Source organism: Amycolatopsis sp. WAC 01416, assembly GCF_003947485.1.
In the GTDB taxonomy this organism is placed as follows: domain Bacteria; phylum Actinomycetota; class Actinomycetes; order Mycobacteriales; family Pseudonocardiaceae; genus Amycolatopsis.
Genome location: NZ_QHHX01000001.1, coordinates 636878 through 649246, shown reverse-complemented (window position 1 = coordinate 649246; position 12369 = coordinate 636878). Strand labels below are relative to the sequence as shown.

General features: G+C 68.8%; 10 protein-coding genes. 1 reads left to right on the top strand and 9 read right to left on the bottom strand.

Features of this window, described 5'->3' with window-relative positions; translation table 11 throughout:
- Positions 1 to 16: 16 nt before the first annotated feature.
- Positions 17 to 661: an N-acetyltransferase gene (locus DL990_RS03160; RefSeq protein WP_125781532.1), complete on the top strand. Its 645-nt coding sequence runs from the start codon at positions 17 to 19 to the stop codon at positions 659 to 661.
- Between the two features lie 370 nt (positions 662 to 1031).
- Here DL990_RS03160 and DL990_RS03155 read toward each other — a convergent pair whose 3' ends face one another.
- From DL990_RS03155 to DL990_RS03110, 9 genes are all read right to left on the bottom strand, one after another.
- The gene (locus DL990_RS03155) at positions 1032 to 2180 is read right to left on the bottom strand and encodes an N-acetylmuramoyl-L-alanine amidase (protein ID WP_125781530.1); all 1149 of its coding nucleotides are present in this window, start codon (positions 2178 to 2180) and stop codon (positions 1032 to 1034) included.
- A 251-nt stretch (positions 2181 to 2431) separates the two neighbouring features.
- Complete coding sequence (gene trxA, locus DL990_RS03150) at positions 2432 to 2755, bottom strand: thioredoxin (protein WP_007032253.1); 324 nt, start codon at positions 2753 to 2755, stop codon at positions 2432 to 2434.
- 40 nt (positions 2756 to 2795) lie between these two features.
- Positions 2796 to 3791: a thioredoxin-disulfide reductase gene (trxB, locus tag DL990_RS03145; protein ID WP_125781527.1), complete on the bottom strand. Its 996-nt coding sequence runs from the start codon at positions 3789 to 3791 to the stop codon at positions 2796 to 2798.
- Between the two features lie 215 nt (positions 3792 to 4006).
- Positions 4007 to 4795: a hypothetical protein gene (locus tag DL990_RS03140; RefSeq protein WP_125797824.1), complete on the bottom strand. Its 789-nt coding sequence runs from the start codon at positions 4793 to 4795 to the stop codon at positions 4007 to 4009.
- Positions 4792 to 5451: an RNA polymerase sigma factor SigM gene (gene sigM, locus DL990_RS03135; RefSeq protein WP_125781523.1), complete on the bottom strand. Its 660-nt coding sequence runs from the start codon at positions 5449 to 5451 to the stop codon at positions 4792 to 4794. The genes DL990_RS03140 and sigM overlap by 4 nt, the downstream gene beginning before the upstream one ends.
- Before the next feature lie 31 nt (positions 5452 to 5482).
- Complete coding sequence (locus DL990_RS03130) at positions 5483 to 7042, bottom strand: protein kinase family protein (RefSeq protein WP_199746209.1); 1560 nt, start codon at positions 7040 to 7042, stop codon at positions 5483 to 5485.
- A gap of 120 nt (positions 7043 to 7162) precedes the next feature.
- The gene (murJ, locus tag DL990_RS03125) at positions 7163 to 8899 is read right to left on the bottom strand and encodes a murein biosynthesis integral membrane protein MurJ (protein WP_233598685.1); all 1737 of its coding nucleotides are present in this window, start codon (positions 8897 to 8899) and stop codon (positions 7163 to 7165) included.
- 662 nt (positions 8900 to 9561) lie between these two features.
- Entirely contained in the window at positions 9562 to 11709 is a 2148-nt protein-coding gene (locus tag DL990_RS03115; protein WP_125797821.1) for a DUF6049 family protein, read from the bottom strand.
- A complete protein-coding gene (locus DL990_RS03110) occupies positions 11706 to 12230 on the bottom strand; it encodes an NUDIX hydrolase (RefSeq protein WP_125781513.1) in 525 nt (174 codons plus the stop codon). The genes DL990_RS03115 and DL990_RS03110 overlap by 4 nt, the downstream gene beginning before the upstream one ends.
- Positions 12231 to 12369: the final 139 nt, after the last annotated feature.

Here is a 12369-nt window from a genome sequence, read left to right as displayed (position 1 = left end):
TCAGGGAGGTTTGTCGGTGTCGCGTCGCGTCGTGGGCGTAACCCTGGACAACCTCGAGCATCTGCCCAAGAGCTGCCGCCGCTGCGTGTACTGGGAGCTGGCGCCGCATTTGAAGGCGCAGGCCGAGGAGTACGGCGCGACGGAGGTCGAAAAGGAAGCCTGGGTCTCCAGCGTGCTGCTGGAGTGGGGCTCCTGCGGCCGGATCGTCTACAGCGACACTCTGCCGGTCGGTTTCGTGCTGTACGCGCCGCCGAACGCCGTGCCGCGTTCACTGGCCTTCCCGACTTCACCGCCCGGTCCGGACGCGGTTCTGCTGACCGCCTTCCAGATCCTCCCCGAATTCCAAGGTGGCGGACTCGGCCGGATGCTGGTGCAGGCCGTCGCGAAGGATCTGACCAAACGCGGAGTCCGCGCGATCGAAGCCTTCGGTGACGCCAAGCCCGACGAGACCGATCCGGACGGCGGGCACAGCTGCGTGCTGCCCGCCGCGTTCCTGCAGAGTGTCGGCTTCAAGACCGTGCGGCCGCATCCGCGGTGGCCGCGGCTGCGACTGGAACTGCGGTCGGCGATCTCGTGGAAGGAAGACGTGGAGGCGGCCCTCGAACGGCTGCTCGGCCAGGTCTCCATCACGACGGCCGAGCCGAGCATGGGCCGCGCCTGACCTTCTTCGCCTTTTCGGAGGCTTGAGCCGGTTGAGATGAAAGCGTCCTTCATTGCGAAATTTGCAATGAAAGGCCCCTTCATCTCACGGCCGCCGAGCCGCCCTAGCAGAGTTTCCGGGTACGCGCAGCAGCCATCCCCTGCCTTGGGGATGGCTGTGGGTAACCCGCCGAGTTATCCACAGATCGCTGATAGGAGCGGTGGAAAATCTGTGGATGGGTAGGCTGGACCTGGGGACGCCCCCGGGAAGGGCGGGGGCTGCGCGCCGGGTGGGGCTAGGGGTGGCGTGGTCCGGCGAGGGGTGACACAACCGGTTGTGCCGAGAGTGTCGGCAGGGGGATGTGCGCTCGCGTGCGGGTGTGGAGGAGTGGCTACTCCGCTTTGGCGAGTTCGTGGGCCAGGACGTCCGCGAAGGTGAACGTGCCTGTCGGCTGGTCCCCTTCGCCGAGGAGATACAGACGCTTCACAGCGACCAGGATGCCTTCGGCGACGACGTCGCGGAAAGCAGGGTCCGCCAGTTTGCGGCTGTCTTCCGGATTGGTCAGGTAGCCGATCTCGATCCGCACCGCCGGGCAGCGGGTGCGAGTGAAGATCTCCCAGGTCTTGTAGTGCGTGCGGCAGTCGAGCATGCCGGTGCGGGCGGCCAGCTCGCGCTGGATGAAGCCCGCCAGCAGCTCACCGACGGTCGACGTGGCGCCGTTGCCGGTACCGAAGTGGAAGCTCGCGACCCCTTGCGCCTTGGGCGAGGGGTTCTTGTCGTTGTGCAGCGAAAGGAACAGGTCGGCGCCCGCCTCGTTCGCGAACTTCGCCCGCTCACCCTCGGTCGGACTCTGGTTCGGGCCGCGCGAGATCAGCGCCTCCATACCCGTGGCCTGCATCCGGCCTTCGAGCCGCCGCGCGAGGTCCCAGGCGATGTCCGCTTCACGCAGACCGCTGGCGACGACACCGAGGTCGTCGCCGCCGTGGCCGGGATCGATCACGATGCGCTTGCCGCGCAGCCGCGGACCCGCCTGTCGCACCTGCTCCTGCTCGCGCAGGAAAACGGGACGGCCGCCGCGCGCACGCGGCGAGGAGAGCCGGTGCAGTTCGCGGATCGTGGCCGGGCCGCACATGCCGTCGGAAACCAGGCGCATGTCGCGCTGGAAGGTCTTGAGCGCGCGTTCGGTCTGGGGGCCGAAGTGCCCGTCCGGGCGGCCGGCGTCGAAACCGAGTTCGGTCAGCCGCTCCTGAAGCGCGAAGACGTCGTCGCCCTGCATGGGGGCGGAGAACATGTAGGTCAGCGGGCGGCTGCCCAGGTGGAAGCCTGCGCCGCGAAGCGCCTGGTAGGTCGCGGGACCCACCAGACCGTCGGTGATGAGCCCACGGCGCTGCTGGAACGCCCGCACGGCATGTTCCATCGCCGTGTCGAAGACCTCGTACTCCCCGGATTCGGTCACCGGCGGGAGCAGCTCCATCGCCGCCAGCGTGGACCTGATCTCGGCGACGTCCGGTCCGGCGTCACCGCGGCGGAGTACCCGCATGCACTCCTCGCTCTTCCCTTTGGGGCACCGATCGAGCTCGATGCACGACTCTGAAAACCCTGCGGGGCGAACCCCGGTGCTCTATTGTGCCCTGTGAACTCTCGGTGAGCGCGGAGGCCCGGTCGGTGCGTCAAGCGCCCGTTCGTGGAACTCGTCCAGGCGTTCCCGTAACGATGAGATTTACCCAGTCTGCCGAACGACGAAACCCGGAGCCTGGGCAGGCCCCGGGTTTCGGCAGGTGAAACGCGAGATCAGAGGACGTCGGCGAGGTCCGACAGCAGCGCGGCCTTCGGCTTGGCGCCGACGATCTGCTTCACCGGCTTGCCGCCCTGGAACAGGATCAGCGTCGGGATCGACATCACCTGGTAGTCACGCGCAGTGTTCGGGTTGGCGTCGATGTCGAGCTTCGCGATGGTCAGCTTCTCGCCGTTCTCCGCCGCGATCTCCTCGAGCACCGGGGCGACCATCTTGCACGGACCGCACCAGGTGGCCCAGAAGTCGACCAGCACGGGCTTCTCGCTCGTCAGCACGTCGTCGACGAACGTCTTGTCGGTCACCGTCACGGTGTTGGCCATGGTGTCTCCTTCTGGGTGATGAAACTCCGGTGTGGGAAAGTCAGTTGGTGGTGGCGCCGTAGCCGCCGCCGACCAGCTCAGGGGTTTCCTGGGCGGTCTCGACACCGGCGTGCTCCGCCAGCCATCGTTCCGCGTCGATCGCCGCCGCGCAGCCCGAACCCGCGGCGGTGATCGCCTGCCGGTACGTGCGGTCGACCAGGTCGCCCGCCGCGAAAACACCCGGAAGGTTCGTGTACGAGGTCCGGCCCTGGGTGAGCACGTAACCGTCCTCGTCGAGGTCGACCTGACCACGCACCAGTTCGCTGCGCGGATCGTGACCGATCGCGACGAAGAACCCGGTCACGTCCAGCTTCGACTCTTCGCCGGTCACCGTGTCTTTGAGCTTCAGGCCTTCGACCTTGCCCTCGCCCTCGACCCCGGTGATCTGCTTGTTGAGCGCCCACTTGATCTTCTCGTTCTCGCGGGCACGCTCCAGCATGATCTTCGAGGCGCGGAACTCCTCGCGACGGTGGACGATCGTGACGGACTTGGCGAACTTCGTCAGGAAGGTCGCCTCCTCCATCGCGGAGTCGCCGCCGCCGGCGACCACGATGTCATGGTCGCGGAAGAAGAAGCCGTCGCAGGTGGCGCAGGCCGAAACACCGCGGCCGAGCAGCTCCTGCTCGCCGGGTACGTTCAGGTAGCGGGCCGCGGCGCCCATCGAGAGCACGACCGCGCGGGCCGCGTAGCGCTTGCCGTTCGCGAAGACGTACTTGACGTCACCGGTCAGCTCGACGGACTCGACGTCCTCCTGGCGCAGGTCGGCGCCGAAACGCTTGGCCTGCTCGCGCATCTCTTCCATGAGGTCGGGGCCCTGGATGCCTTCGCGGAAGCCGGGGAAGTTCTCGACCTCCGTCGTCGTCATCAGCGCACCGCCGAACTGAGTGCCCTCGAACACCAGCGGTTCGAGCTGCGCTCGTGCCGCGTAGACAGCGGCGGTGTAACCCGCAGGACCAGATCCAATGACGATCAGGTTCCTGATCTCCTCGGCAGCCACCCGTGACCTCCGCTCGTAGTGACCTGTTCACCAGGCTCAACACGATCGTAGGGGCCGGTGTTCCCGTGGTGACCGGCGCTACTTTCTCCCGCCTTGCGCCACAGCGGAGATCCGACCTCTAGCGCTGCTAGGAAAGCTAGCGCGATAGCAAAGGTCCCTCGCTCCCCCCGAAATGGGGCTGGTGGGGAGCGAGGGACCAGTGAGGTTTCGGCCGGCTACTTCTGTCCGATGATTTTGTCGAAGAGGATCGCCGGGTTGCCCGGGCCGCAGTCGGCACCGAAGGCGACGATGCGGAACTGGGCGAGTTTGCCTGTGGTGTAGATCACCATCACGCCGTCCTTGCCCGCGACGTTCACCGGCCGGATTCCCTCCGGCCGCACGTCGGCGTCCATTCCGGCCGCGGCGACACAGGCGTCGAGCCGCTCTTCGGTCTTCAGCGAGCCGAAGTCGCGGACGCCGATCGCCTTGCCGACCAGGGCTTCGGCTCCTCCGCCGTCTCCGCCGACCGAAGGGCCGATGGGGGCGGGAGGAGGCTGCGCGACGCCGCCGCCCGGCGTCGACTGCTGCGTGGTGGGCACGACGATCGCGACGGCGGCGATGGCCGCCGCGGCCACGGTCGCTATCCCGGCGCCCCAGCCGATCCGCTTGTTCCGCCGCCGCCGTGCGGCCGCGAGGTCCACCACCGGGGCGACCTGGTCCTGCTGCCCTTCAGATGCGCCTTGAAACGCAGGCGACGCCCGCATCTCGGCGGCCAGCGCGGCGTCGATCCGTGCCGCGAACTCCGCGGGCATCGGAGCGACCGGCTCGTTCGCGAGTTCCGCGAGGTCGGCCGTGGTCGCTTCGAGTGCTTCGATGATCGCCAGTGCTTCGGGGTCGGCGTTCACCAGCGGCCACAGTTCGGCCGCCTCCCGCTCGTCCAGCACACCTGCGTGCAGGTCGGCGAGCACATCGACAGACCACGGCGGACCGACGGTCCCACCGATCCCCCTGCTCTCGTCTGTCATCGTCCCTCCCCGTCACCCGGCGTGCCCTGAGGACGCCTGGCACCCCGTTTCGGGGTAGCGCGCTCTCGTTTGCTTTCGTGAGTTGGGACGTTCGCAATCGCATCGGGGTTCCGTAGATGTCCGAGAACCTTCGCGAGCTTTCCGCGACCTCGGGCACATCGGCTCTTGACCGTGCCTTCCGCGATGCCGAGCATCTTCGCCGTCTCGGCTACGGAGTATCCCTCCACGTCGACCAACACGATCGGGGCACGTTGCTCTTCGGGGAGCAGGTCGAGGGCTTCCTTGACGACGAGGCTCGTCTCGCGTTCGGACATCGAGTCACGCGGGGAGGCGGGCTCGTTGAACTGCCCGGTCTCGGGCAGCGGAACGGTCGGTCTGGCCTTGCCCCGCCGGATGCGGTCGAGGCAGGCGTTGACGACGATGCGGTGCAACCACGTCGTCACCTGCGATTCCGCTCTGAAATTGCCCGCTGCTCGGAACGCGGAGATGAACGCGTCCTGCAGGGCGTCCGCGGCTTCTTCCGGATCCCGCAAGGTGCGCAGGGCTACCGCCCACATGCGGTCTCGATGTCGCTGGACCAGTTCACTGAACGCGCGCGGGTCGCCGGCGGCATGCGCCGCGATGAGATCCGCGTCCGTTGGAGCTGCAGCTGTCACCCGGGAGAGCCTACTGACCCGGTGTCCGTGGTCACCCCGCAGGCAGGAAGGTCAGCTCTTTGAGTTCGGTGACGAACTTTCCGCGGTCGTCTTCACCCAGCTGAGTGATCCAGATGATGAAGTACTGACCCTGCTGAGGCTGCTGCAAAGCGATGGTCGACTCGCCCGCCGCGAGGTCCCCCGTTCCGACGACCTTGGTCTCGTCGAGCTTCGGGTTCTTCTTCTCGGCGGAGCGGATCTCGACCTTCGAGCCGGGGCTCGCCGAGTCGATCTTGAGCTGGCTGAGGGTGATCGGGTCCTTGAAGGTCACGACCAGTCCGACACCGTCCTTGAGCACCGGGAACTGCTTGTCGTACTGGTCGGTCTTCCACGAAGTGCCGGCGTCGCCGTCGGTGGTGTTCTTGGCGCGGCTGGGGCTGTCGCCCTTGCTGCCCGGGTTGAACACGGTGACGGCCGACGGCTTCACCGCGTCACCCACGGCCGGGGACGGCTTCTGCTGAGCCGGCGGCGGCTGCTCGCCCGATGGCGGTGCGACCTGTGAGGACGAGGGCGCGGCGACGTTGATCTGCGGACCGCTGGACTTCGATTCGCCCTGGAACAGGTTGATCAGCATCATCCCGCCCCAGGCGAGGATGACCACGGTCGCGACGACCAGCACGGTCACGCCGAACGCCAGCTTCTTGCGCCGCGCGACGTCCTTGACCGGCTTCTTCGTCGTCCAGACCGTGCCGTCCGGTTCGGCCACGGCCTCTTCCTCGCCGACGGCCTTGATCAGCTGGGTGCGCTCTTCGGCTTCGGCGACCTGGTCCAGCACGCGCAGGATGGCCGCGCTGGTGCGGATGCCGCCGTGGCCGCCGTCCTCGATGGTGCGGACGGCGAGCGAGGACAGCTCGACCGGGACCGTTGGGACCAGCGAACGCGGCGGGATGACGCGGCCGGTCGGCGCGTGCGGCGCCGCCGGGATCGCGGCCGGTCCGCCGGGAAGGGCCCAGCGGCCGGTCAGCAGCAGGTACAGGACCGCGCCGAGCGCCTTGACGTCGTCGCGAAGGGTCGCTTCGGGCAGGGGGCCCGGGAAGGCGAGCTTCAGCGCGCCGTCCGGGGTGAGCCGCAGGCGCTGCGGATGGTCGAGGCCGAGGACGAGACCGTTCTGGTGGGCGTGGTCGACGGCTTCCGCCAGCGCCTGCACCATCCTGGCCGCCGCGGCGGGCGCCACCGGGCGCTGCGCCACTAGGTCGACCAGGTCGCTGCCCTTGGTCCATTCCGCCACGACGACACCGAGCAGACCTTCGCTCGAAGTGACGCCGCTGCCGAGGCTCAGCACGTCGAGGACGCGCGCGACCCCGCCGTGGCCGAACTTCGACGCGTGCGCGGCACGCTCCAGCGTCCGGCGCGCGAGCCTCGCGGCCTCCGCGTCCGCCGGATCGCCGACCAGCAGCGTCAGCGCCACATCACGCTTCAGCTGCCCGTCGCGCGCTCGCCAAAGATGCGCGGCGGCTCTTTCGTCCACCCCGAACTGTGCGAGCAGGCGATACCGGCCGTCTCCGACGACCCGGCCAGGGGCCAGCGACCCGCCTTGGGCCCGGATGCCCACCTGGCTCGCCTCCCCTGCCTGTTCGCTCCGTCTCGTATCCACCGCACTCTCCCGCGTAGCTCCCGCCCCGAGGGTACCCAGAATACGACCCGTGAACGCGCGCCATCCGTACGTGAATCGTTACCCGCGCTTGATCAACCGGGTGATCCTGTCCGTGGCGGGCTTCAATTCCTCGACCTTGAGGGCCATGAGCACGCCGAACGACACCGCGATCCCGACCACCGTCTGCAGGAGAAGTTTCACCCAGGCATGGAAAGTAGGCCCGAACGAGTCAGGGACGACCTGCCCGGCGAGCCACGCCGCGCCGACCCCGAGCACACTCGCGGCGACCGTGAAGAGGATCACCCCGAGAATCCGCTTGCTCCGGAGATTTCCGAGGGTCACCCACAGCCAGACCTGGCCGAGGATCGCGCCGACGACGAACGTGAGGCCGTTGACCATCATCACGCCGAGCACGATGTTGTCCTTCGACAGCAGTACGGGGCACAGGTAGAGCAGCGGCACCTTCACCACGGTCATCACGATCATGATCAGCACCGGCGTCCGCGCGTCCTTCATCGCGTAGAACACCCGCATCTGCAACATGACCAGCGCGTACGGCAGCAGCGCGAACGCGGAGATGGCCAGTGCCTCGCCCAGTCGCGTCGCATCCTCGACCTTGCCCTTGCCCAAGGTGAACAGGGCGATACCGACCGAACCGCCCACCACGGTCATCACGGCGGAAATCGGCAGGAGCGTCACCGTCGAGATGCGGGAGGCGTAGGAGAGGTCGCCGATCAGCTTCTTGTGGTCGCCGTCGGCCGCCGCGCGGCTCATCCTCGGCATGATCGCGGTCAGCAGCGACACCCCGATGACGCCGTAGGGCAGCTGGAAGAGCAGCCACGCGTTGGCGTACGCGGTCACGCCGCCTTGCGAACCGCTGGTCAGCACGCGGGTCGTGATCGTGTAGCCGACCTGGCTGACGGCGACGTAGCCGACGGTCCACAGTGCGAGCCCGCCGAACTCCTTCATGCGCTTGTCGATGCCCCAGCGCCACTTGAACTTGAACCCCGACCGCAACAGCGGCGGGATCAGCAGCACCGACTGCGCCACGATGCCCGCGGTCACGCCGAGGCCCAGCGTCAGCACCTTCGGGTCGGTGATCGACACCGGATTGGTCGAGATGTCCCCCGGCATGACCCACACCACGAGGATCGTGAAGATGACGACCAGGTTGTTGATCACCGGCGCCCACGCCGTCGGACCGAAGATGTGCTTCGCGTTCAGAATCGCCGAGAGCAGGGCGAACACGCCGTAGAAGAAGATCTGCGGCAGCAGCAGATACGCGAACGCGGTGACCAGCGCCGGATTGGCGTCACCGTTGTCATCGACGTAGAGCTTGGTGATCAGTGGCGCCGCGAAGACCGCGATGGCCGTCCCGACGACGAGCAGCGTGCCCGCCACCGTGACCAGCCGCTGCGTGTACGCCTCGCCGCCGTCCTTGTCGTCCTGCGACCGCACGAGCAGCGGGACCACGAGGCTGGACAGCACCCCGCCCATCAGCAGCTCGAAGATGATGTTCGGCATCGTGTTGGCGACGTTGAACGAGTCGTTCTCGACCAGGGCGCCGATGGCCGCGACCAGCAGCAGCTTCCACGCGAAACCGGTGATCCGGCTGATCAGCGAGGCGATCGCCATCCGGCCGCTGGATTTCGCGAGCGACGGCGTCTTCGCGGGGGCGGCGACATCCTGCTCGCCTGTCTGCCCCGGCCGCGGTTTGACGAGCGGCGCGTCCTTGATCGCAGGCATGACCTGCGTGGCGAGCTGGTCGTACGGGCGGAGGACGTCGGGGTCGGCGACCGGCCAGCGCGATCCCATCGGGACGCCGGGGGTGCGCGGGATGAACCGCGTCGCGTCGGGCTCGTCGCGCCGGTCGACCTGCCACGGGCGGACCGGTGGCGGCTGGCGGCGCCCGCGATGCGGCGGGGGCGGTGTCTGGTTGAGCGCCTGCGGCGCCGTCGTCGGACGGCGCGGCGGCGGCTTCGGTGCCGACGGGGCAGGCTGCGGCAGCGGCGGCCCCTGCGGCGGCGGAACCGGCTGACGCCGGGTCGGCGGAGGCGGTGTCCCCTGCGCGGGGGGCACCTTCCGCGGCGGCACCTGCGCCGGCGGCGGGTTCTGGGGTGGCCTCAGCCGCCGTGTCTCGTCGTCGGGGCGGCCCGCGACCCGCTGACGCCTGCCGTCGGGCGGTGGCTGCTGGGGAGGGGGCGGCTGCTGCTGGGGAGGCGGCGGCACCGCCCGCCGCGGGCGCTCACCGCGTTCGGGCGGAAGCTGCTGCGGGGGCGGTGGACGACGTTCGGGACGTCGTGCCGGACCATCGGTGCGGCGGGGCGGGGGCGGAGTACCTTCGCGCCGGGGACGGCCTGCACGCTCGGGCGGTACACCCGGCTCTCTTTCCAACGCGTGCCCAATCCTCGGTGCTCGACTACCTGATGCCCGGTGGCATCGTTCGACCCAGGGTAATCGGCAACGCCCTGAAACACTTAAACCTGTGCGTCCTCGGTCACACGAGGGGTGGTTTCTCCGGCCGGATCGGCTCGCGAGTCCTTGATCCTCCGGTAGATCCGGCGGGACGAGAGCAGCAGCAACGCGCCGGCCGCGGTGATCGTGATGATGATGGTGATCGCGCCGTACTCCGTGGAGGTCAGCTCGAACCGCGCGTCGGTGCCGAGTCTGGTCCCGTCGGGCGTGGTCAGGGACACGTCGACGCTGAACCGGCCTGCCCGGAGCGCCTCGACCGGGAGCAGCTGGTTGACGGCGCCGTTGGCCGGGACGGTCCGCTCCGGGACAGCCTCGGTGGGACGCAGGCCGACGTTGTTCTTCAGCACGGTGCGGACGTTGACGCCGACCGGCAGGCCGTTGGTGATGTACGCGGGCAGCGGCGACGCGCCGGAAGCCAGCGCGATCGTCTGCTTCGGCCGCTCCACGGTGACCTGGCCGCGGATCGCGTCGAGATCACCGCGGGCGTTGCCGGTGACGGTCGCGGCGTCCGCGCCACGCCACGACGTCGAGGCTGCCCGGATGAGGGCGAGCCGGACCGGGGCGATCACGTCGGCCGGCTTCACCCGTTTGGTGGCATCCATCGTCATCGCCGACGACAGGCCCAGCGTCTCGTTGTCGATCTGGGACATCTTCGCGGTGACGTCGCCGCTGGTGGCGGCCGTCAGATCCTGCGGGTCGTAGTTGACCGACGCCGTCCCGGACGGGCTCTCGCCGAGCAGGTCGGGCAGTGGCGACGACTTGATGAGGCCCGCGGCGTAGAAGTCGCCCATCCGCTCCAGGAACGTGGTGAGTTCGGGGCCGGTCGCGGTCCAGTGCCGCGGCGGCGCGATCAGCAGCTGCGATCGCTCCTGCCCGGTCTGCCCGCCGAGCCCGGCACGGAAGGCGATGGCGCCGAGCCCGTTCTGGGTGGACTCCGAGCCGTTCAGCGCGGACGTGATCAGCGCGTCGATCGGCTGCGCGCGCAGGTCCGTGCCTTCGAGGGCGACAATGCCCGAAAGGGGTGAATCGGACTGGAGCTTGCCCGAATCGGTCAGCACGGTTTTGACACCGGCCTTGCCGATCGCTTCGACGGTCTGCGCGTCGAGTGCGCCGCCTGGCCAGAGCACGCCGTCCTGCGGCTGGATGCCGAGCAGGTTCTTGATCGCCGCCGCGCCGCCGACCGCACTGGCCAGGAGCGCGGTGTCGGTGGCGTCGCCGGCCCGGACCTTCGTCAGCGCGGTGAGGTCGGCGTCGGCGAACGGGAGGGTGACCACGCAGCGGCCCGCGACCAGCGCCTTCAGCTGGCCGAGCCAGTTCTTCGCGGTGTCGACGCCCTTGCCGGGGACGGGTCCGCCGCCGGTGGCGACCTGGTAGCCGCGGGTCATCCCGTCCACGGTCGCGACCAGGTCGGGGTCGATGGCCAGGCACAGCGACGACGAGACCTTCGTGTCCGCCTCGGCCGCGCGTGCCGCCGCGACCAGTGCGTCCAGCCGTCCGCCCGGGGCCAGTTCGTCCGCGAGCCGCTCGTCCGCCACGGTCAGCGGGCCGCCGAGCGGGGACGAGACGACGTGCACGGTGCTGTTCGCGATCGGCCACAGCAGGCTCGCCGACGGCGCCGAAAGCGGACGCGACGCGGGTGCCTTGCCGGGGATGCCGAGCACCGGCATCAGCAGGGTGACCGCCGCCAGCCGTTCCGGTCCGCCGAAATCGGGGGTGCCGTTGACGTTGACCAGCAGCGGGTACACGCCGGTCTTCGGGAACTGGAGCTTCGAGGACTGGCCGAGCGGGACGGCGAGGTTCAGCGCGGCGCTCTGGCCAGGCTCCAGAGTGTCCGGCACGAGGTCGACGAACTCCGTCGTCGCGAGGTCCTTGAACTTGTCGCCCGCGAGGACGTCACCGATCTGCTGCTCGGTCTGCAACCGGGTGCCGAGTTGCAGCCGGACGCCCAGCTTGCTGATCTTCCGGTCGCCGACGTTGGTGACGCGGCCGGTGACGGTGAGCGAAGTCGAGGTCGTGGAGACCACGCGGGGGTTCAACTCGTCGAGGTCCACACGCAGCCGGGGCTGTTCCTGGGCCTGCGCGACCGCGACGGGCAACGCGGAGAAGGCCAGGAACAGGATCGACAGGACAGTGGCGGCAAGCCGCTTCACTCAGGTGCTCCCTCGGCGGTGTGCTGTTGCTGCGCGAAGAGTTCTTTGGCCTTCCGGACCAGCTTGCGCTCGTCGGAGTAGGCGAGTTTGGTTTCCAGCTCGGCGAGCGGCACCCAGGCGACTTCGGTCACCTCGACATCCTCGTCCGAAAGTTCGCCGCCGGTGGCTTCCAGGATGAAATGGTGCACTGTCTTGTGCACCCGCCGACGCTCGGCCACGAACCAGTAGTCGATGGTGCCGAGCGGCTGGAGGACCTGCGCGGAGATGCCGGTCTCCTCCTTCACCTCGCGCACAGCTGTCTGCTCCACCGTCTCACCGTCCTCGATGTGGCCCTTCGGCAGCGACCACAGCAGTCTGCCGTGCCGGTCGAGCCGCCCGATCAGCGCGGCGTTCGCCCGTTCGGCGTCGACGACGAGTCCGCCGGCCGAGGTTTCGTCGACCGTCGTCAGCCGCCTTCCCCGCCTGCGCCTCCGCCGGCGGCCCGGCTTCGAAGCGCCGGAGCGGCCGGCTGATCCAGACATGCTGCGATGCTAGAGCAAACGGCGGTACGGGTACGCTGGCTCACCGTGCCCGTGTTGGGCCCGGCCGTAGTAAGTACATCCAAATCGTGGTGGGATTGTCGTGAACAAGGTGGTCGCCGGGCAGGCGATTGCGGGGAAG

What these genes read in the sequence shown, in the direction of transcription:
- DL990_RS03155 (WP_125781530.1), bottom strand. Translation starts at nt 2,180, where the DNA reads ATGCGGGTACTCCGCCGCGGTGACGCCGGACCGGACGTCGCCGAGATC.
- murJ (WP_233598685.1), bottom strand. Translation starts at nt 8,899, where the DNA reads ATGGGATCGCGCTGGCCGGTCGCCGACCCCGACGTCCTCCGCCCGTAC.
- DL990_RS03110 (WP_125781513.1), bottom strand. Translation starts at nt 12,230, where the DNA reads ATGTCTGGATCAGCCGGCCGCTCCGGCGCTTCGAAGCCGGGCCGCCGG.
- trxA (WP_007032253.1), bottom strand. Translation starts at nt 2,755, where the DNA reads ATGGCCAACACCGTGACGGTGACCGACAAGACGTTCGTCGACGACGTG.
- DL990_RS03140 (WP_125797824.1), bottom strand. Translation starts at nt 4,795, where the DNA reads ATGACAGACGAGAGCAGGGGGATCGGTGGGACCGTCGGTCCGCCGTGG.